The 20,329-nt window shown below is 68.6% G+C and carries 20 protein-coding genes; 11 read left to right on the top strand and 9 right to left on the bottom strand.

Annotated features, from left to right (window positions below; translation table 11 throughout):
- Positions 1-67: 67 nt before the first annotated feature.
- Both EV643_RS06710 and EV643_RS06715 read right to left on the bottom strand, forming a co-directional pair.
- A complete protein-coding gene (locus EV643_RS06710; RefSeq protein ID WP_133799073.1) occupies positions 68-2,611 on the bottom strand; it encodes an ABC transporter permease in 2,544 nt (847 codons plus the stop codon).
- A gap of 3 nt (positions 2,612-2,614) precedes the next feature.
- A complete protein-coding gene (locus tag EV643_RS06715; protein WP_133799074.1) occupies positions 2,615-3,370 on the bottom strand; it encodes an ABC transporter ATP-binding protein in 756 nt (251 codons plus the stop codon).
- Positions 3,371-3,575: 205 nt separating this feature from the next.
- Between EV643_RS06715 and EV643_RS06720 the strand changes: the two genes are divergently transcribed.
- The gene (locus EV643_RS06720; protein WP_133799075.1) at positions 3,576-4,883 is read left to right on the top strand and encodes a GAF domain-containing sensor histidine kinase; all 1,308 of its coding nucleotides are present in this window, start codon (positions 3,576-3,578) and stop codon (positions 4,881-4,883) included.
- Between the two features lies 1 nt (position 4,884).
- Positions 4,885-6,912 (top strand): hypothetical protein, encoded by a 2,028-nt coding sequence (locus EV643_RS06725; RefSeq protein WP_133799076.1) that lies wholly within the window; start codon positions 4,885-4,887, stop codon positions 6,910-6,912.
- Here EV643_RS06725 and EV643_RS06730 read toward each other — a convergent pair.
- The 3 genes from EV643_RS06730 to EV643_RS06740 all read right to left on the bottom strand — a co-directional run bounded on the left by EV643_RS06730 (position 6,860) and on the right by EV643_RS06740 (position 8,877).
- Entirely contained in the window at positions 6,860-7,309 is a 450-nt protein-coding gene (locus tag EV643_RS06730) for a response regulator (RefSeq protein WP_202869412.1), read from the bottom strand. The two genes, EV643_RS06725 and EV643_RS06730, sit on opposite strands and share 53 nt — an antisense overlap.
- Positions 7,310-7,413: 104 nt before the next feature.
- Positions 7,414-8,094, bottom strand: a complete 681-nt coding sequence (locus tag EV643_RS06735; RefSeq protein WP_133799078.1) for a response regulator transcription factor — start codon at positions 8,092-8,094, stop codon at positions 7,414-7,416.
- Between the two features lie 63 nt (positions 8,095-8,157).
- The gene (locus tag EV643_RS06740) at positions 8,158-8,877 is read right to left on the bottom strand and encodes an IclR family transcriptional regulator (RefSeq protein WP_012922430.1); all 720 of its coding nucleotides are present in this window, start codon (positions 8,875-8,877) and stop codon (positions 8,158-8,160) included.
- A 109-nt stretch (positions 8,878-8,986) separates the two neighbouring features.
- On the opposite strand from EV643_RS06740, the gene leuC reads away from it, so the two are divergent.
- From leuC to EV643_RS06770, 6 genes are all read left to right on the top strand, one after another.
- The gene (leuC, locus tag EV643_RS06745) at positions 8,987-10,417 is read left to right on the top strand and encodes a 3-isopropylmalate dehydratase large subunit (RefSeq protein ID WP_133799079.1); all 1,431 of its coding nucleotides are present in this window, start codon (positions 8,987-8,989) and stop codon (positions 10,415-10,417) included.
- A 30-nt stretch (positions 10,418-10,447) separates the two neighbouring features.
- Complete coding sequence (gene leuD / locus EV643_RS06750) at positions 10,448-11,047, top strand: 3-isopropylmalate dehydratase small subunit (RefSeq protein ID WP_133799080.1); 600 nt, start codon at positions 10,448-10,450, stop codon at positions 11,045-11,047.
- A 383-nt stretch (positions 11,048-11,430) separates the two neighbouring features.
- Positions 11,431-12,603, top strand: coding sequence for a magnesium/cobalt transporter CorA (corA, locus tag EV643_RS06755; protein ID WP_133799081.1), 1,173 nt, complete (start codon positions 11,431-11,433; stop codon positions 12,601-12,603).
- 56 nt (positions 12,604-12,659) lie between these two features.
- Complete coding sequence (locus tag EV643_RS06760) at positions 12,660-12,845, top strand: hypothetical protein (protein WP_133799082.1); 186 nt, start codon at positions 12,660-12,662, stop codon at positions 12,843-12,845.
- A gap of 278 nt (positions 12,846-13,123) precedes the next feature.
- Complete coding sequence (locus EV643_RS06765; RefSeq protein WP_133799083.1) at positions 13,124-13,708, top strand: HU family DNA-binding protein; 585 nt, start codon at positions 13,124-13,126, stop codon at positions 13,706-13,708.
- Between the two features lie 180 nt (positions 13,709-13,888).
- The gene (locus EV643_RS06770; protein WP_133799084.1) at positions 13,889-14,092 is read left to right on the top strand and encodes a hypothetical protein; all 204 of its coding nucleotides are present in this window, start codon (positions 13,889-13,891) and stop codon (positions 14,090-14,092) included.
- 52 nt (positions 14,093-14,144) lie between these two features.
- Here the strand turns inward: EV643_RS06770 and cofC are convergent, their stop codons facing one another.
- Positions 14,145-14,816, bottom strand: a complete 672-nt coding sequence (gene cofC, locus EV643_RS06775; protein ID WP_133799085.1) for a 2-phospho-L-lactate guanylyltransferase — start codon at positions 14,814-14,816, stop codon at positions 14,145-14,147.
- 16 nt (positions 14,817-14,832) lie between these two features.
- Here cofC and EV643_RS06780 point away from each other — a divergent pair, with 16 nt between their 5' ends.
- Together EV643_RS06780 and EV643_RS06785 are read left to right on the top strand one after the other, a co-directional pair.
- On the top strand, positions 14,833-15,783 hold the full coding sequence (locus tag EV643_RS06780) for a lysophospholipid acyltransferase family protein (RefSeq protein ID WP_133799086.1): 951 nt from the start codon (positions 14,833-14,835) through the stop codon (positions 15,781-15,783).
- Positions 15,780-16,784 (top strand): NAD(P)H-dependent glycerol-3-phosphate dehydrogenase, encoded by a 1,005-nt coding sequence (locus EV643_RS06785; RefSeq protein ID WP_133799087.1) that lies wholly within the window; start codon positions 15,780-15,782, stop codon positions 16,782-16,784. The genes EV643_RS06780 and EV643_RS06785 overlap by 4 nt, the downstream gene beginning before the upstream one ends.
- Here the strand turns inward: EV643_RS06785 and EV643_RS06790 are convergent.
- Genes EV643_RS06790 through EV643_RS06800 form a run of 3 tightly spaced genes read right to left on the bottom strand, consistent with a single transcriptional unit; the run spans position 16,781 to position 19,179 of the window.
- Positions 16,781-17,566: an MBL fold metallo-hydrolase gene (locus EV643_RS06790; RefSeq protein WP_133799088.1), complete on the bottom strand. Its 786-nt coding sequence runs from the start codon at positions 17,564-17,566 to the stop codon at positions 16,781-16,783. The genes EV643_RS06785 and EV643_RS06790 overlap by 4 nt on opposite strands.
- Positions 17,559-18,356 carry an alpha/beta hydrolase gene (locus EV643_RS06795; RefSeq protein WP_133799089.1) on the bottom strand — a complete coding sequence of 266 codons (798 nt, stop codon included), beginning with the start codon at positions 18,354-18,356 and terminating at the stop codon, positions 17,559-17,561. The genes EV643_RS06790 and EV643_RS06795 overlap by 8 nt, the downstream gene beginning before the upstream one ends.
- 28 nt (positions 18,357-18,384) lie before the next feature.
- On the bottom strand, positions 18,385-19,179 hold the full coding sequence (locus EV643_RS06800) for an alpha/beta fold hydrolase (RefSeq protein ID WP_133799090.1): 795 nt from the start codon (positions 19,177-19,179) through the stop codon (positions 18,385-18,387).
- Between the two features lie 192 nt (positions 19,180-19,371).
- Here EV643_RS06800 and EV643_RS06805 point away from each other — a divergent pair, with 192 nt between their 5' ends.
- Positions 19,372-20,325: a helix-turn-helix domain-containing protein gene (locus EV643_RS06805; RefSeq protein WP_133799091.1), complete on the top strand. Its 954-nt coding sequence runs from the start codon at positions 19,372-19,374 to the stop codon at positions 20,323-20,325.
- Positions 20,326-20,329: the final 4 nt, after the last annotated feature.

Raw genomic sequence — 20,329 nt, forward strand, 5'->3', positions numbered from 1 at the left:
GTCGACACCGTCAAAGGCGAAGGCCCGGACCTTGACGGTCCGGGCCTTCGGCAGGTCGGCTGTGGCGTCAGTCCGCAACCACCGCCTTCAGTACGTCGACCTTGGCAGCGGATCTCGCCGGCCCGATGGCGGCCAGCACACCGGCCACCGCGGCCAGTACCACGTAGAGCGTCACCTGGAGGCCGGGGATCGAGATGGCCTTGATGCCCTCGTCCGCGAGTGCCTGCGAGAGCCCGAGCCCCAGCCCGATACCGAGGGCGGCGCCGGCCAGTGCACCGATCAGGGAGATCACCACGGACTCCCAGCGCACCATCGCGCGGACCTGGGCCCGCGTCATGCCGACCGCCCGGAGCAGGCCCAGCTCACGGGTCCGCTCGAAGACCGACAGCACCAGAGTGTTGACGATTCCCAGCAGCGCGATCAGAACCGCCAGCAACAGCATCACCGTGACGAAGGTGAGCAACTTGTCGATGAAGCCGCTGGCCTCCTTCTCGTATCCCTTGCGATCGAGAACCTTCGCGTCCGGGTGATCGGCCATGGCCGCGGTGATGGCCTGTTGCACGGTCGCCTGGTCTGCGCCCGGAGCCAGCTTGACCAAGCCGGAGGCGGTCAGTTGCTGGCCGGCGGCGGCCGTCTGAGCGGCGATGCTGATGATGAAGTCGTCGCCGATCCAGCCCTTGGTGTTGTAGATGCCGACGACCTTCAGGTCGTGTGCACCGGTCGCGGCGAACTCGCCCTTGATGACGTCGCCCATCTTCCATCCGTGGGAAGTGGCGGCGGACTGCGATACGACGACTCCGTTCAGGCCGAGGGCCGAGACAGAGCCGGCCGACAGTCCCAGGTTCAGCCCTTCCGCGGCGGTCGCCGGATCGACGGCGGCGTAGCTTGAGTCCGCCCCGTTGAAGCGGGCTTCACCCCAGCCGCTGGCCGCCACCGCACCGACACCGGGGACGGCCTTGACCGCGTTGATCACCTCGGGGCTGAAGCCCGGGGCCTGGGTGCTCGAAGGCGTCACGAACAGGTCGGCGTTGACCGAGTCCCCGATCACGTCGCCGAACGAGGCCTTCAGCGACGAGGCGAACACGCCCATGCTGACCACGAGCGTCAGGCCGACCATCAGCGCCGCGGCTGTGGACGAAGTACGGCGTGGGTTGCGCATCGCGTTCTGCCTGGCCAGCTCGCCGGGCAGGCCACGCAGTCGCAGCGGTACACCGATCAGCGAGGCGAGCGGACGGGCGGCGGCCGGCAGCAGCATCAGCACACCGACGATGATGGCCAGCAGGCTGGGGCCGAACAGCTTCATGGTCGCGTCGGCGTACAGGGTGGTGAACAGCCCGGTCAGGCCGGCAACGGTGACGACGGCACCGGAGATGATGCGCTTCCTCGACGGGTTGCCGGAGCCGGGCACTGCCTCACGCAGCGCTTCCACCGGCAACACCTTCGTGGCCCGGTACGCCGGGACGAGGGCCGCCACAACCGTCACCAGGGTGCCGACCAGCAACGACACGATGATGGTGCGCGGCTGGACCTGCATCGACGTGCTGGGCAGGCTGAAGCCGACCACGTCCATGAGCACCTTGAGTCCCTTGGCGACCAGCAGGCCCAGACCGATTCCGACGCTCGATGCGAGGACGCCGAGCAGCAGTGCCTCGACGATCAGGCTCCGGTTCACCTGGCGCCTGGTGGCGCCGATTGCCCGCAGCAGTGCGATCTCGCGGGACCGCTGGGTGATCGTCATCGTGAAGGTGTTCCAGATGATGAACGAGCCGACGAACAGGGCGATCCCGGCGAAGATCATGAACAGGATGCCGACGAACCTGAGGTCCTCGTTCACTGCGTCGGTGGACTCCTTCACCACCGTTGCGCCGGTGACGGCCTCGGTGCCGTCGGGCAGGACCGCGTCGATCCGCTGTACCAGCTCGGCCGGTGCCACCCCAGCATCGGCGCTGACGTTGATCGCGTCGAAGAACCCGGGCGCTCCCAGCACCTGCTGTGCGGTGGCGGAATCGAAGTACGCTCCGGTCGTCCCGCCGAGGTTCTTCTCCCCGCCGAAGCCGACGGTGCCGACCACGGTGAACTCCTGGGTCGGGCCGCGGAACAGCACCTTGATGGTGGAGCCGAGCGCAATGTGGTGCTCCTCGGCACTGGTCGCGTCGATCGCGACCTGGTGCGCTCCCGACGGCGCGTTGCCACTGAGGAGCTTCACGTCACCGCGCAGGGACGGGTCGGCCGGCAGGCTGTAGCCCAAGGTGGGAGCTCCGCCGCTGGTCAGCACGGCCTTGCCGCCGTTGTCGGTCAGCAGCGCGTAGCCGCTGACCGCACCCTCGGCGGTGCGGACACCGTCAACCTGGCGTACCTGGTTGAGGACGGAGGCGGGGATGGGGGCCCGGCTGGTGCTGATTCCTTCGGACTGGCTGTAGGCGGCTTCGGCGCGGACGACCGCGTCGGTGCCGGCGGAGACCTTGCCGAACAGCTGGTCGAACGCCAGCCGCATCGTGTCGGTCAGGACGAGGGTGCCGGCCAGGAACGCGACCCCGAGGGCGATCGAGGCCACGGTCAGGGCGAGTCGCACCTTGTGTGCGAGCATGCCGCGCAGAGTTGCGGTGAACATGGCTCAGGCCCCCAGGTGCTTCATGAAGTCGAGAACGGCGTCAGCGGTCGGCTCGTTCATCTCGTCGACCACATGACCGTCGGCGAGGAACAGGACCCGGTCGGCGTAGCTGGCCGCGGTCGGGTCGTGGGTGACCATGACGACCGTCTGACCGAGCTCCTTGACCGCCTTGCGCAGGAAGCCGAGCAGCTCGGTGCCCGATGCCGAGTCGAGCGCACCGGTGGGCTCGTCGGCGAAGACGATCTGTGGGCGCGAGGCCAGCGCCCGGGCCGCGGCCACCCGTTGCTGCTGTCCGCCGGACAGCTCGGTCGGGCGATGGGTGAGCCGGTCAGCAAGCCCCAGCTTGTCGACGATCGAGGTCACCCAGGCCTGGTCCGGCTTGCGGCCGGCGATGCGGATCGGCAGCACGATGTTCTCCGCGGCGCTCATCGTCGGGAGCAGGTTGAACGACTGGAAGATGAAGCCGATCTGGTCCCGGCGCAGCAGCGTCAACGCCTTGTCGTTGAGCGAGCTGATCTGGATGTCGCCGAGATAAACCTCGCCCGACGACGGCCGGTCGAGGCCGGCCAGCATGTGCAGCAGCGTCGACTTGCCGGAGCCGGACGGTCCCATGATCGCGGTGAACTGGCCGGCTTCGAGCGTGACGTAGACGTCCTTGAGTGCGGCGATGGTGGCATCCCCGGTGCCGTAGAACTTGCTGACGCCCTCGGCCCGGGCCGAGGCCCTGGTCGGAGCGACGGTGCTGGTGGTGGCAGACATGTGATTGATCCCCTTGTAGCTGGTTTCGGCCCCCCGGTCGAGCGGCGTGGTTCCAGCAAAGGCGTTCTGGCTGCTCGCTCCCATCGGGCTGGGCGCACGGCGTCCGGAGGCTGGCCGTGGGTAATCAGCGGACAATCGTGCGGCTGACCCCACCCATGGGGTTCGGGTACTCCCATCCAGGTGCTGCCAGGAGCAGACTGCAGAGGTGAGGTTGTGGGGGCGACGGCGGACGATCCGTGAACAACTCGCTGCTCTGCTGGTGTTGGGCGGGCTCGTGGTGTTCGTGGTGCTGGTGTATGTCCTCGTCGTCCTGGGCGGTGGTGCGCTGATCGACCACACATCATCGCCCCACGTGGGACTGTCGGTGCTGGCCACCGCGGTGGTGGCACTGGGCTTCGAGCCGGTCCGGTCGCGGTTCGAGGTCTTCACGACGCGCCTACTCCACGGCGGCGTGCAGTCGCCGTACGAGGTGCTCAGCCTGTTCTCCTCGGCGTTGACCGGTAGTCGTGAGAACGACGACCTGCCGGCCCGGATGGCCGAAGTACTGGCCGAGGGGACGGGTGCGAAGGCTGCGCAGGTGTGGCTGATGGTGGATGACCAACTGAGACTCGCCGCCACCTGGCCGCCCGCCGCCGACAGCTCGTCCGGAGCGGACGACATGCCTGGTCGGCGGGAGCTTCCGGTCCGCCAGGCGGGCGAACTGCTGGGCGTCCTCGCCGTACAGGAACGCGAGAACGTACCACTCACCCCTGTCGAGGAACGGCTTTTCGCGGGCCTGGCGAACCAGGCCGGCCTCGTACTGCGGGGCGTGCGGCTGCGGGCTGAACTCGTCCATCGGCTCGCGGAGCTCTCCACGTTGGCCGAAGAGTTGCAGTTGTCCCGGCAGCGACTCGTCGACGTACAGGATGCCGAGCGCAGACGGTTGGAGCGCGACATCCACGACGGCGCCCAACAGCATCTCGTCGCGCTCGCCGTGAACCTCAGGCTCGCCCACACACTGGCGCAACGGTCGCCCGACCGGGCCGACCGGCTGATCGCGGAACAACGCGAGGCGGCGACCGCGACCATCGAGACGATCATCAGCCTGTCGCGGGGTATCTACCCGAGCCTGCTCGTCGACGAAGGGCTGACGGCCGCTTTGCGTACGGCGATCGCCCGGAATCCTCTGCCGGTCGAACTCGTCGCGGCCGACCTCGGGCGGTATCCCGCCGGTGTCGAGGCAGCGGCGTACTTCTGCGCACTGGAGGCGCTGCAGAACTCGGCCAAGCACTCGGCGGCGAAAGCGATCCGGATGGACCTCCGGGGTGGTCCCGGCGTCCTGGAGGTGATCGTCCAGGACGACGGTTCCGGCTTCGATCTCGGCGCGACGCACGCCGGCGCCGGTCTGGCCAACATGCGGGACCGGATCGAGTCGGCCGGCGGAAGGCTGACGATCCGGACGGCACCCTCAGGCGGCACGCTCGTCGCGGCGAGGCTGCCGGGTGTGCGCCGGCCGAGCCGTCCGGAAGGATGACATGTACGCGCGCATGGCCTGGCTGCTGACGGCGCTCACCGTGCTTGCCGCCGGCGCGGACGTCTGGGTCACCTCGGCCTACCGGCCGCTGCTGTCCGAGGAAGCCGTCGCCGTGCACGGCTTCCCATTCGTCACCGCCGCGGTCATGGGCTCGGCGGTGATGGGTGCGCTGATCGTTCAACGGTACGCGCGGCACCCGATCGGCTGGCTGCTCTGTCTGATCGGTTTCCTTGCCTCGATCTCGTTGCTGACCGAGGCGTACAGCGTCTGGGTGATCACGGCTGACGGCCCCGGGTCACGGAGCCTCGGGGGTTTCGCCGGCTGGATCTCAGCCATCCTCGGCGGACAGTTGTCACTCGCCGCGTTCGCCATCCTTTTCCTGGTGGCGCCGGACGGTCGTCTGCTGTCCCGCCGTTGGCGCCTTGCCGTGGTTGTGACGTTGGTAGGGCTCGGCTCCTACACCGCGGGACTGCTGACCCTTGCGCCGGCCGAATTCGACCTCGACCACCAAGAGGCCGGGCCGGTCGGCAGCCTCTTCTTCATGGCCGGCATGCCTCTGATCGCCGTCGGCCTGATCGCCGCCATGGTGTCCATGGTCCGCCGGCTATGGGGTAGCCGGGGCGAGCAGCGGCAGCAGTTGCGGCTGATCGCCGTGGCGGCGGTGTTGATTGCCCTGAGCTTCGTCTTCCTGATCGTCGTCCAGCTGTTCAACGGCGGAGTGCAGACCTGGACCGCGAGCCTTCCCCTGTTCGCCTCGTACTTCTGCCTGCCGCTGCTGTTCGCCTTCGCGGTACTGCGGTACCGGCTGTTCGACCTGGACCTGATCATCAACCGGGCCGTCGTCCTTGCCTTGGGCACCGGTTTCGCCGCGATCGGCTACACCGTCCTGGTGGTGGCCGTCGCCGCACTCGTGAACACCCGGACCAGCGGATTCTGGTTGTCGCTGCTCGCCACCGCCCTGGTCGCCCTGGCCTTCCAGCCGCTCCGCCGGCAGGTCGTCCGGCTGGCGAACCGGCTCGCCTACGGGGCAAGGGCGTTGCCTTACGAGGCGCTCTCCGAGTTCAGCCGTCGCCTGGCGGAGACCCCGTCACCGACATCGCTGCTGCCGGCTGTCGCAGAGGCCGCGGGGCGGGCCGTTTCGGCCCAGTCCTCGACCGCGGTACTGCGTGTGCCCGGTGCCGAGGCCATCGTCAAGGTCTGGCCTGCCACCGCCAACGGAGCACCGGAGTACGAGGTGCCGGTTCGGCACGGCGGGGTGACCCTCGGCAGCATCGGCGTCACCATGCCGAAGGGGCGCGGGTTGCGCGCCGCGGACGAGCGCCTGCTGCATGATCTGGCCGACCAGGCGGCGCTGGCTTTCCGCAATGCGGCGATGGAGTCCGAGCTGGCCGCGCACGTGGCCGCGCTCGATCGGACCACTGGCGCGCTCGCCGAGTCCCGGCGAAGGATCATCGCGGCCGACGACGCCGCTCGGTATCGGCTGGAGGCCGCGATCTCCCGCGAGGTGTTGTCGCACGTCCAGCCGTTGCCGGAGCGGCTGAACAGCCTCAGCGTGGCCAGGTCCGGGACCGCCGCGTCGGCCGAGCTCGAGCAGTTGGTGACCCGGACGAACACCGCACTCGAGTCGCTGCGGGAACTGACCCGCGGGGTGTTTCCCACCCAGCTGGCCCGGGCGGGTCTGACCCGTGCGCTCCGGTCGCACCTGGCGAGGAGCGGTCTGGCCGCAACCTTGTCGGTCGATCCGGCGGCCGATCGGCGGTTCCCGCCGAGGGTGGAAACGGCGGTCTATTTCTGCTGTGTCGAAGCCTTGCGCGCCGGATCCCCGGCCGCCCGGATCGACCTGCGGATCGTCGGAGCGGACCTGGTCGTGCAGGTCCGTGGCGTCGCCCGCGACGAGATCGACGTCCAGGCGATCGTCGACCGGGTCGAAGCGGTGGGCGGATCGCCGTCGTTGGATGACCTGCGCCGGTTGTCCGTCAGCATTCCGGTCGGCGCCGTCGAGCCTCCGTCGGCGCCGGTGGCGGTCTAGTCCGGCAGGCTGGTGCTTCGGGATGGATCGGCGGGCTCGTGGCGGCGGCCCATTCGGCCGCGAGCCGGTCCGGGCCGAACGCGGCCTTGGCGAGGTACGCGGCGGCACCGCAGCCGGAGAGGTCGAACTCGTCCTGGTCGTAGGTCGAGAGCAGTACGACGACCGGCGGGTCGGCGGCCAGGGTGATCCTCCGGGTGGCCTCTATACCGTCGATGCCGGGCAGGTTGACGTCCATCAGCACCAGGTCCGGCCGGAGCCGCGCGACGGAGAGCAGCGATTCCTCGCCGGATGGGCTGGACGCGACCACGACGAAACCGTCCGTCTCCGCCACGACGGCGGCGATCGCCCGGCGAAAAGGCTCCTGGTCATCGACGACCAGCACGCGTACATCGGCCACTGACCCACCTCCTGGCGTCAGCATGACGCGGCAGCTGGTCGCGGCGACATCGTGCTGCCCGCTCGGATGGGTGGGGTTGTCCCCACCATCGAGCCGCCGGGCGGTCAGCGACCGGCCGGACCACCGGTGGCATCGAGGAAGGCGAGCACGGCCATCACCCGGCGGTTCACATCGGACTCGTCAGTCAGCCCGAGCTTCTGGAAGATCGCGCTGATGTGCTTCTCCACGGCGCGTTCGCTCATGAACAACGCCTTCGAGGTCGCCGCGTTGCTCCGCCCGGCGGCCATCTCCTGGAGCACCTCGCGCTCGCGGTCGGTGAGCCGGAGCAGTGGCGATCGCGACTCCTGGGCCTTCCTCGTGAGCAATCCCTCGACGACTCTCGGATCGAGGACGGAGCCACCCCGCGCGACGTCGTGCAGGGCCCGGACGACTTCGTCGAGCTGCGAGACCCGCTCCTTCAGCAGATACCCCAGTCCGGCGACGCCCTCGGACAGCAGGTCGAAGACGTAGTCCTCCTCGACGTACTGGGACAGTACGACGACTCCGGTCGAGGGGTGTTCGGCCCGGATCCGCTTGGCCGCGTCGATGCCCTCGGCCGTGAACGTCGGGGGCATCCGGATGTCGGTCAGGACGGCGTCCGGACGGTGCACGGCAACGGCCCTGAGCAGGGCGTCCGGCGCGGCGACAGTTTCGACCAACTCGATGTCGTCGGCTTCCGTCAGCAGTGCGGAAATGCCTTCGCGCACGAGAAAATTGTCCTCCGCAAAGACGACTCGCAGCGCCATGCTGCCACTCTAGTGTCCAGTGTCCAGCCCTGGTGTTCGTTGGCGAGCGGCCCTCTGGCGGGATTACTCGGAGGCGCGGCGGAGGGCTTCGGAGAGGCGTTCGGCGGCGGCCATGACGGCGGGGGCGTGCATCCGGCCGGGCTGGCGGGAGAGGCGCTCGATCGGGCCCGAGACGGAGACCGCTGCGATCACCTTGCCGCTCGGCGACCGGACCGGGGCGGAGACCGAGGCGACGCCTTGTTCGCGTTCGCCGACCGAGTGGGCCCAGCCGCGGCGCCGTACGCCGGCCAGGGCGGCCGCGTTGAAGGTCGCGTTGTGGAGGCCGCGGTGCATCCGCTCCGGGTCCTCCCAGGCGAGCAGTATCTGCGCGGCGGATCCGGCGGCCATGGTCAGCTGGCTGCCGACCGGGACGGTGTCGCGCAGGCCGGACGGACGCTCGGCGGCGGCGACGCAGACGCGGTACTCACCCTGGCGGCGGAACAGCTGTGCCGACTCGCCGGTGATGTCGCGGAGCCTCGCCAGCACGGGGCCGGCGGTGGCGAGCAGCCGGTCTTCGCCGGCCGCGGAAGCCAGTTCGCTCAGCCGGGGGCCGAGCACGAACCGCCCTTGCATGTCCCGTCCGACCAGGCGGTGGTGCTCGAGCGCGACGGCGAGCCGGTGGGCCGTCGGACGGGCCAGACCCGTGGCCGCTACCAGGCCGGCCAGGGTCGCCGGCCCGGACTCGAGCGCGGACAGAACGAGGGCTGCTTTGTCGAGAACGCCGACTCCGCTAGAGTTGTCCATGGGACGATATTGCCGTCTCGAATCGTGGAACGCAAGTCGCTCGGACGCACCAATACGGAGCAGTGTGAGCGATACAGCACCACAAACCATCCTCGTAAGGAGAAGTCTGATGGGCAGGACGTTGTCGGAAAAGGTCTGGGATGCGCACGTCGTGCGCCATGCCGACGGGGAACCCGACCTCCTCTACATCGACCTCCATCTGGTTCACGAGGTGACCAGTCCACAGGCGTTCGACGGGCTCCGGCTGGCCGGCCGGGGCGTCCGCCGCCCGGATCTGACCATCGCCACCGAGGACCACAACGTCCCGACCTTCGACGTCGACAAGCCGATCGCCGACCCGGTCTCCCGGACCCAGGTGGAGACGCTGCGGAAGAACGCCGAGGAGTTCGGTGTCCGCATCCACACGCTGGGTGACCCGGACCAGGGCGTCGTGCACGTGATCGGCCCGCAGCTCGGCCTGACCCAGCCCGGCATGACCGTGGTCTGCGGTGACAGCCACACCTCGACCCACGGTGCGTTCGGCGCGATCGCGTTCGGTATCGGCACCAGCGAGGTCGAGCACGTGCTCGCCACCCAGACCCTGATGCAGGCCCGCCCGAAGACGATGGCGGTCACCGTCGACGGCGTACTGCCGGACGGCGTCTCGGCCAAGGACCTGGTGCTCGCGCTGATCGCCAAGGTCGGCACCGGCGGCGGTCAGGGCTACATCGTCGAGTACCGCGGCGAGGCGATCCGCGCGCTGACCATGGAAGCCCGGATGACGATCTGCAACATGTCGATCGAGTGGGGCGCCAAGGCCGGCATGATCGCGCCGGACGAGACCACGTTCGCCTACCTGCAGGACAAGCCGCACGCCCCGCAGGGTGCGGACTGGGAGGCCGCGGTCGAGTACTGGAAGAGCCTGGCCACCGACGAGGACGCGAGGTTCGACCGCGAGGTCGTACTGCGGGCCGAGGAGATCGCCCCGTTCGTCACCTGGGGGACCAACCCGGGACAGGGCGTGCCGTTGTCCGCGACCGTCCCGGCGCCGAGCGACTTCGGCACCGAGAACGACCGGATCGCCGCCGAGCGCGCGCTGGAGTACATGGGCCTGACCGCCGGTACGCCGATGCGCGAGATCAAGGTGGACACCGTCTTCCTCGGCTCCTGCACCAACGGCCGGATCGAGGACCTGCGCGCGGCAGCCGGCGTACTGGCCGGCCGGAAGGTTGCCGAGGGCACCAGGATGCTGGTGGTGCCGGGCTCCGGCCGGGTCCGGTTGCAGGCCGAGGCCGAGGGCCTGGACGTGATCTTCAAGGACGCCGGCGCGGAGTGGCGGGGCGCCGGGTGCTCGATGTGCCTGGGCATGAACCCGGACCAGCTGGCCCCGGGTGAGCGCAGCGCGTCCACCTCGAACCGGAACTTCGAAGGCCGGCAGGGCAAGGGCGGCCGGACCCACCTGGTCTCGCCGCTGGTCGCCGCGGCCACCGCGGTCCTGGGCACCCTTGCCGCACCGGCCGACCTGGCGCCGGTAGAGGTCGCCGTACCCGAGAACGTCTGACCGCCGAGAACGCCTGAGGACAGAGGAATCATGGAAGCCTTCACCCAGCACATCGGCACGGCGGCCCCGCTGCGCCGCAGCAACGTCGACACCGACCAGATCATCCCCGCCGTGTACCTGAAGCGGGTCACCCGGACCGGGTTCGAGGACGGGTTGTTCGCGGCCTGGCGCAACGACCCGACGTTCGTGCTCAACCAGCCCGAGTACGACGGGGTCTCGGTGCTCGTGGCCGGACCGGACTTCGGCACCGGATCGTCCCGCGAGCACGCGGTCTGGGCCCTGCTCGACTACGGATTCCGGGTCGTCGTGTCGGCCCGGTTCGGCGACATCTTCCGCGGCAACTCCGGTAAGTCGGGTCTGCTCGCGGCACTGGTCACGGAGGACGTGGTCGAGCGGTTGTGGACCACGATCGAGGCCGACCCGGGGACCAAGGTCACGGTCGACCTTGAGAACAAGACGATTTCGGCGGGCGAGCTGGTCGCGCCGTTCGAGATCGACGACTACACGCGGTACCGGCTGCTCAACGGTCTGGACGACGTCGGCATCACCTTGTCGCGCGAGGCGGACATCGTCGCGTACGAGGCCACCCGGCCGTCCTTCAAGCCCGCGACGCTGCCGGCCAAGGCCTGAGTTTCACCAGCATCAGCAGCTGTGGTTGGGCATCTGCCCGGCCACAGCTGCTGTCGTTTCCGGAGGTTCTCGCAGTACCCAGGAGCCAGCGGCCGGAAACCTCGGCGTAACGGATTGCACATCCGGACCGATAACTCTGGTGTTACCCTTGGCGAGTTGTCCGAACAAGGCCGCGAGACTCTGGAGGTGAGGCGCTAGTGAACAGCGAACCCTCCAGACATACCGATCTCGCTCGGCCTTGAGGCTCTAGTTCCTCTTCCAGGTCAGGTCACCCCGGCGCGATCGCGTGGGGTGGGCTGTGCTGTGGTGTGCGACGTCCACGTCGCGAGGCCGGGCAGATGGTTGCCCCTCACACCACCTGACCTCGCACCTGGAGGACCATCATGTCCGACCGTCGCCTGCGCACTCTGCGCGCCTTCAGCCGCACCCCTTCGCTTCGCGCCGCCGCCCGCCGGTACGCCGGTGGCGTCGCGCCCGCCATCGAATCGGCCGAGCAACTGCCGAACGAGCATGCGGTGGACCTGAAGCCCAGAGGCCACAGCGTCGTCGACAGCGCGATCTACTGCGACGGCATGCGGGTCGCGTCGCCGGGTTCCCTGGCCGACACCTACCAGGTCCTGCACGAGGCGCCGAAGAGCCTGGCCTGGATCGGCCTGTACCGGCCGGACCGGCGTGAACTCGCCTCGCTGGCCAAGGAGTTCGACCTGCACGAGCTCGCCGTCGAGGACGCCATGGAGGCGCACCAGCGGCCGAAGCTGGAGCGCTACGGCGACACGTTGTTCGTGGTCCTGAAGGCCGCTCGCTACCGGGATGCGACCGAGGAGGTCGAGTTCGGCGAGGTGCACGTGTTCGTCGGCCCGGACTTCGTGGTGACGGTCCGGCATGCCGAGGCGCCGAACCTGGCCGCCGTACGCCGCCGGGTGGAACGCGATCCCGAGTTGCTCCGGCGGGGTACCGAGGCCGTTCTCTACGCGATCATGGACAAGGTCGTCGACGGGTACGCGCCGGTGGTCGCCGGGCTGGAGAACGACATCGACGAGATCGAGACCGAGGTGTTCCGCGGCGACCCGTCGGTGTCCCGGCGCATCTACGAGCTGTCCCGTGAGGTGATCGAGTTCCAGCGCGCGACCCGGCCGCTGGTCGGCATGCTGGACAACCTGCGGGCCGGTTTCGACAAGTACGGCGTGGACGAGGAACTGCAGCGTTCGCTTCGTGATGTGGCCGACCACGTCACCCAGGTGGTCGAGCGGGTGGACGGATTCCGCGAACTGCTGCGCGACATGCTGACCGTGAACGCGACCTTGGTGGCGCAGCAGCAGAACGAGGAGATGAAGGCTCTCACCGTCGCCAGCAACGCGCAGAACGAAGAGGTGAAGCGGATCTCCGCCTGGGCCGCGATCCTGTTCGCGCCGACGCTGATCGGCACCGTCTACGGGATGAACTTCGACATGATGCCGGAACTGCATTGGCGGTGGGGTTACCCGTTCGCGGTCGCCATGATGGCGGTCGTGTGCGTCAGCCTCTACCAGATCTTCAAGCGCCGCAGCTGGCTCTAGCGGGCCACCAGCTTCGGACCTCGCTACTCTGCTGGCACGACAGCGAGGAGGCTGAGATGTGGTTGTTCCTGCGGCGACGGCTGATCATGTGGGCGGTGCTGGCGATCGCGGTGCCGTTGCTGGACTGGTTGCTGGGCAAGGTGAGCGAGACCCTGCGGGCGCGCAAGGGTGAGACCGCGGTGACCCGAGGTCTCGACACCGCCCGATCGGGGGTCCGGACATTGCGCGGCAAACGCCGCTGACCGGTACTTCGGGGCTGTGGCGGGGGTTGCGTCAACGGTGCGGCGGGGTTGTGATTAGGGCTGTGGTGGGTTGTGGCATGGGTCACCGAAGGTCGCCGGATCGTTGCTCTACAGGGAATCCAGAGCCCTCCAGAGGTCGATTCGGGGCCAATTTGGGCCCAAATCGCCCAAAACAAGGCCGAATTGCCGCGTTGGTGTTTGTGAACTCACCCGTTAGTCCATAACGTTCACGAGAGATCGAGCGCTGTGCTCGACGTCTACGTTCACGGAGGGAAGCAGTGAACAAGAGCCAGTTGGTCGAAGCGCTCGCAGTGCACTTCGACGGAAATCGCCGTTCGGCCCAGCACGCCCTGGAGTCGGTGATCGACACCGTCCAGCGCGAGCTGACCAAGAAGGGCGGCAAGGTCGCCATCACCGGGTTCGGCGCGTTCGAGGCCATCGAGCGCGGTGCTCGGATGGTCCGCAACCCGCGGACCGGTGAGACCAAGCGCGCCAAGAAGACCGTGGTGCCGAAGTTCCGCGCGGGTGCGGAGCTGAAGGCCGTTGTCTCCGGTGCGAAGAAGCTGCCGAAGCTGGTTGCTCCGAAGCCGGCGACAGCCACCAAGACCGCCGCGGCCAAGAAGGCTGCCCCGGTCAAGGCCACAGCCACCAAGGCCGCCGCGACCAAGACCACCGCCAAGAAGGCGCCGGCCAAGGCCGCCGCGACCAAGACGGTGGCCAAGAAGGCGCCGGCGAAGAAGGCCCCGGCCAAGGCCGTTGCCAAGAAGGCGGCTCCGGTCAAGAAGGCCACTGTGGCCAAGAAGGCGCCGGCCAAGAAGGCCCCCGCCAAGAAGGCGCCGGTGAAGCGCGCAACCGCTCGCTGACCTTCAGCACTGCAGCACCGCAACACTGCACTACCGCAACACCAGCGAAGGCCGGTCACCCCGCACCAGGGGCGACCGGCCTTCGCCGTACCCGGTGTCGTCGGCCGGGACGATGTCGTCGGCAACTTGTCCCGTACTGCTTTGTCCCGTACTGCGGGGCGGCGGGCTACCGTATTGGTCATGCAAGCCACCGTGAGTCGCTACGACGCCGAGACGCGTTCGGGTGCAGTGCTGACCGACAAGGGGATCGAGCTGCCGTTCTCCGCGGACGAGTTGAGGTCGCCGGTGCGATTCCTGCGCGTCGGTCAACGGGTTCGGCTGGACACCAGTGGTTCGGGTGCGGGGATGGCGATCACCGGCGTCCACTTCATCACACTGCCGTAAAGCGCAGCATCACGTTGCCGTAGTAGGCATCACGTTGCCGTCGTACAAGCGGCTAGCAGGCGATGCCTTCGGTGCCGGTGGCGGCGCCCAGGACCAGGGACATGACGTCGGCGGTGCGGGGGCCGACGCCGAGTTGTACTGCGTGCGCGAGGTCCGCGGCGGTGTCGACATCGCGGCGGAGCGAGTCGATCGACGTGAGCTCGAGCGGAACGGCCCCGGATGCCTGATGCGCCAATGCGGAACCGACGCCGAAGCGGGGATCCAGTCCGACGCCCGGGCCCGCGGCAAGCATCGTCGTACCGGTCCCTGGCAGATCGATGACGAAGCTGCGATCGGCGACGGAGGCGGCGAGGGCGGTGGTGAGTTCGAGGGGACGCAGCGCGGGCAGATCGGCCGACAACGCGGCGACACCGGACTCGGGGAACTCCGCGGCAGCGACCGCCGCACCGTGCTCGAGGGCTTCGTTGAGGCCCACGCCGGGCAGGTCCGGGATCACCCGCGCACCGGCCTCGGTGACGTCCGCGGCGACCACCGGATCGTCGGTGACGACCAGTACGGCGCGGACGAGAGGAGAGGACAGGGCGGCGGCAGTAGTGTCGACTGCGAAGGCACGGGCCAGCTCCGGACGGTGCTGGGGGTAGGCCGCAGCGAGCCGGCTCTTCGCGATCGCCGTACGCTTCACCGGGATCACCACGATCCAGGGAGCGACCTGTAGGTGTGCCATCAGGCAGGATTCTCCCATGACCGACGGCAACGACGAGCACCAGGAGGCAGCAGTGGAGGGCCAACGCAACGATCCCCGGCCACCGCGGGGCTTCTGGTTCGGCCTGGTGGTCGCGATCGTCAAGCCGTTGCTGCTCGTCTTCACCAAGCAGGACTTCCGCGGCCGGGAGAACATGCCGCGGCAGGGCGGGGTGGTGTTCGTGACGAACCACATCTCGCATCTCGACCCGTTCGTGCTCGGGTTCTACATCTGGGAGTGCCGGCGGATCCCTCGGTTCCTGGGGAAGGCGTCGCTGTTCAAGCTGCCGGTGGCGGGGCGGATCATCACCAGTGCGGGACAGATCCCGGTGTACCGGGACTCGATCCAGGCGGCGGACGCGTTCCGGGATGCGGTTGCCGCGGTGGAGCGGGGGGAGTGCGTCGGGGTCTATCCCGAGGGGACGATCACCCGCGATCCGGACATGTGGCCGATGACCGGGAAGACCGGGGCGGCGCGGATCGCGTTGATGACCGGGTGCCCGGTGATCCCGATCGCGAACTGGGGTGCGCAGGAGATCTTCGAGTCGTACGGCAAGGTGCGGATCCGGTTGCTGCCGCGCAAGACGCTGCAGGTGAAGGCAGGGCCGCCGGTGGATCTGAGCGCTTTCCAGGGCAAGCCGATCACCAACCAGCTGTTGCACGAGGCAACCGACGTGATCATGACGACGGTCGCTGCCGGGCTGGCCGAGCTGCGGGGTGGGACGCCGCCGAAGGAGCTGTACGACGTCCGCAAGGCCCGCGCCGAGGCCGCCGCCGAACGCCGGGCGGAAGCGGAAGCCGGTGCGCGGAACGCCGACGGGGTAGACGCCGACGGGCCGGATGGGGTGAACTCCGGCGGGGCGGATAAAGCCAGCGGCGGCGGGGACGAAGTACAGGGGAGTCGTGGGGACGAAGTGCCGGTGAAGCGCGAGGACGAGGAGAACGCATGACGAAGGTCGCGGTGTTCGGTGCCGGTTCGTGGGGGACGGCGTTCGCCACGGTGCTGGCGAACGCGGGCAACCAGGTCTCGATCTGGGGCCGCCGGGAATCGCTCTGCGAGGTGATCAACAGCCAGCACGAGAACCCCGACTACCTCCCCGGCCTGCGCCTGCCCGACGCGATCACCGCGACCCACGATCCCGCGGCCGCGGCCGACGGTGCCGAAGCCGTCGTACTGGCCGTGCCGAGTCAGTCGCTGCGGGCCAACCTGTCCGAATGGGCCGGCGTGCTGCCGTCCGCGGTACCGCTGGTGAGTCTGATGAAGGGCGTCGAGGTCGGTACGACGAAACGCATGAGCGAAGTGATCGCGGAGCTCACCGGCGCCGGCCCGGAGCGGATCGCGGTCGTCTCCGGCCCGAACCTCGCCCGCGAGATCGCCGAAGGACAGCCGGCCGCGTCCGTGGTCGCGTGCGCCGACGAGGGGACCGCCACGCGGTTGCAGAAGCTGTGCCACTCGCCGACGTTCCGCCCGTACACGAACAACGACGTGATCGGCTGCGAGCTCGGCGGCGCGACCAAGAACGTGATCGCCCTCGCGGTCGGGATGGCGATCGGCCTCGGCTTCGGCGACAACGCGCGCGCTTCGGTGATCACCCGAGGCCTGGTCGAAACGGCAAGACTCGGTACGGCGCTGGGCGCGGACGAGCACACGTTCTCAGGGCTCGCCGGCTTGGGTGATCTCGTCGCCACGTGTTCGTCGCCGCTGTCCCGCAACCGGACCTTCGGCGAGAAACTCGGTCAGGGCCTGACGGTCGCCGAGATCGCCGGCGCGACCCGCCAGGTCGCCGAGGGCGTCAAGTCCTGCTCGTCGATCACCGACCTGGCCCACCACCACGACGTCGAGATGCCGATCGCCGAACACGTCACCAGGGTCGTCGCCGGCGAGATGACCCCGAAGGACATGCTCTTCAGCCTGATCTCCCGCTCCGCCAAATCCGAACGCTGGGGCTAGACCGGGACCGTCACGCTGGTTCCGGTCGGTAGCCAGCTGAGGCTGGTGCTGACGTCCGCGGGTGCGGCGGCGAAGGCCTGCTCGATGGTGTCGCGCCCCTGGGTGAAGTGACTCCAGCCTTCGTAGTGCACGGGCAACACCGTGCGCGGTCGCAGTTGCCGGCAGAGTTCGACACCGTCCGGGCCGGACATCGTGTAGCGCAGTGGCCCGGTGATGCCGAACTGGACGGCGCCGAGGTGGAGCAGCACCGTCCCCACGTCGAACCGGTCGCCCACCTGCCGCAGGCCGTCGTACAGGACTGTGTCGCCGGAGATCCACAGGATGCCGTGTTCCTGACCTTCCCAGCGCAGTGCGAAGCCGACCACGTCACCGGTGATCCGGCGGCTGAACGGCGGCCCGTGCCGGCAAGGCGTCGCGGTGATCTCCAGCGTCGGCAGTCCGGGCTTTCGCAGTGAATGCACCGACCACGGCGTGAGGCCGACGGCACCAAGTCGACGTGCGCCGACGGCCGTTGTGATGACGGTGCCGACGGCCGGCAACAGTGCTCGGCCGGCGTCGTCCAGGTTGTCGGCGTGCTGATCGTGGGTCAGCAGTACGGCGTCGATCGGTGGCAGGTCCGCAACGGCGACGGTGGGGCCCGACATCTTGGTGGAGGCCGAGCCCCAGCCGAACGTGTACCTGCGTCCTGGTGGATCGAAGGTCGGATCCGTGAGCAACCGCCAGCCCTCGATCTCGATCAGGGTCGTCGGTCCGCCGATGTGAGTGATCCGGACGTCAGTCACGAACAGCCGCGAGCGCCCAGTCCAGGACCTCGTCCGCGATCTTCTCCCATCCCGCCTGAGCCGGGAGCAGGTGCGCGTAGCCGTCGTACTGCTTGTGTTCAGTGACGGTGTTCGACTTGTAGTGCTTGGCGTTGGAGCGCTGTACCTCGGGCGGCATGATGTGGTCTTCCGAGCCGGAGACGAACAGCAGTGGCGCGCGGTTGTCGTTGTGGTAGTCGACCCAGGTGTCCTGATGTCCGGGCTGGAAGTTCGCGAGCACACTGCCCCACAGGATTCCGCCGTTCGCCGGGATCGCGTACCGCTCGTACAGGGCGTGGGCCTCGTCGTCGGTGAACGTGTTCGTGAACGCGTAGTTCCACTCGTCGAACGACAGCGGGATCGCCTTGTGCCGGTTGGCCGGGCTCTTCAGGACCGGGAACGTCGACTTGACCTGCGAGATCGGTACGACGCGTACGCCCTCCGTCGGGGCCGAGTTCAGGGCGACCCCGGCCGCTCCGAAACCGTGGTCGAGCAGGATCTGGGTGAACGCCCCACCGGCCGAGTGGCCCATGATGATCGGCGGCGTCTCCAGTTCGCGGACCACCGCTTCCAGGTGCTCGATGATCTGCGGGACAGTGACCTTGAGGATCGGCGTCGGGTCGGCGTTGAGCGCCTCGACCTCCACCTCGAAACCCGGGTATCCCGGCGCGAGCACGCGGAACCCACGCTGCTCGTAGTGCGTGATCCAGTGCTCCCAGCTGCGCGGTGTCACCCAGAAGCCGTGAACGAGAACGATGGTGTCAGGTGTCATGACTGGTCCTTCTGTCGAGGTGAGGTCATCAGGAGGTCTGCTCGGCGGCATCGACGATGAGGTCGGTGGTCGGGCCGGGCCTGGAGATCATCGCGACGTGAGACGCCTTCACCTCGGCGGTGTGGGCGCCGGCCCGTTGCGCCATGAAGCGCTGGGCGGCGGCGGGAATCACCAGGTCGTCGCGGGCGACCAGGGTCCAGGACGGGATCGACTTCCACGCCGGGACACCGGACGGTTGACCGAGCGTGTTCAGTTCGGCCGGTCGCTGACTCCTGGCCATCACGGCGGCGGTAGGCGGCGTGACGTCGGCTGCGAACACCTCCCGGAACAGCGAGAGCTTGATGTAGCTGTCCGTGCCGCCCGGGTACGGCCGGAAGTCCAGGGCGTCCGGGCCGAGGCGGCTGCCCGGGAACTGCATGGACAGGCCGCCGACCGTGTCGCCGGCATCCGGAGCGAACGCGGCGACGTACACCAGCGCCTTGACGTTCGGGTTGCCGGTGGCGGCGTTGGTCAGCACGAAACCGCCGTACGAGTGACCGACCAGCACGATCGGGCCGGTCACGGTCGCGAGAACGCTGCGCAGGTACGCGCTGTCGGAGTCGACGCCGCGCAACGGGTTCGCCGGCGCGAGTACCGGATAGCCCTTGCGTTGGAGGCGGTGGATCACGTCGTTCCAGCCGGAGGCGTCGGCGAACGCCCCGTGCACGAGGACGACGGTCGGCTTCGGGCCGTGATCCGAACCGGCGGCAGCGGATCCGGCGACGCCGAAGACCAGCGCGAGCGACAGCAGGAGATGGGCAACGGGCCACTTGCGCACGAACATGTTCTTCCTTCGCGGTCGATCGATCGGAGGGAGGGAAGACTGCGACAGCTGCAGTGGGGCGCCTGGTTGGCGAAAACGTAGCTCGGCTTCGGACGTGGACCGTAGGATGTGGCTGCACGGAACTGGGTTGTGAGTGCACAATCCGGTCGGTGGGTGCAGGCCCGGGGGTGGGCGCAGTGTCAGGGGGTTTGGATGGCCGTTCTGCTCGACACTGCGGAGCTGCCGCGGCACGACCGGGCCGAGGCGTTCTACGCGGCGATGATGTCGGCGAGTGTGCCGTCGCGGGTGGAGCATGAGGATCCGCACGGCGACGTGCACGCGCGGATGGATTACTGGCTGCTCGGTGCGCCCAATCTGTTCCGCAACGAGGGATCCGGGATCCGCCTGGTCCGTACACCGAAGCACGTGCGCATCGGTGGTCCGGAGCGACTCGCGCTCGCCGTCCAGGTGATCGGGTCCGGTGTCTTCAGCCAGAGTGGCGCCGATCAACGCGTGCACACCGGTGAGTTGATGCTGGTCGACCTGACCGCGCCATACGACTTCGCCTGGAGCAGACACGCGGCGTCGCAGGCATTCCAGATCGACTATGCGGACCTCGGGTTGAGCGTCGAGACGGTACGCGCGGCAGCGCAGCGGTTACCGAGCAGCCCTGTGTACGGTCTCGTGCTTCATCATCTGACCGTGCTGCCGGCGATCATCGACTCGCTCCAAGGCAGTCAGTCGGCCGACATACTCGGTGCTGCCACCACGCAACTGGTTCGGGCGTTGCTGACGTCGGCCGCGGATCAGGACGACCGGCAACCGCCGATGGCCGACGTACTGTTCACCCGCATCACTTGGTACGCCCGCCGGCACCTGGCCGATCCGGATCTCAGCCCGTCCCGGATCGCCGCGGAGCACAACATCTCGGTCCGGTACCTCTACAAGCTCTTCGCCGAACACGAGCTCAGCCTCGAGCAATGGCTGATCAGCCAACGCCTCGAGGGCGCCCGCCGCGAGCTGGCCTCACCCACCAGCCGCCACCGATCGATCGCCACCATCGCCGCCAACTGGGGCTTCCTGGACCCCGGCCACTTCACCCGCCGCTTCCGCCAGGCCCACGCGATGACTCCCCAGGAGTGGCGCCGGTTGCAGCAGTCGGGATGAGCTT

The organism is Kribbella caucasensis, assembly GCF_004361855.1.
In the GTDB taxonomy this organism is placed as follows: Bacteria; Actinomycetota; Actinomycetes; order Propionibacteriales; family Kribbellaceae; genus Kribbella; species Kribbella caucasensis.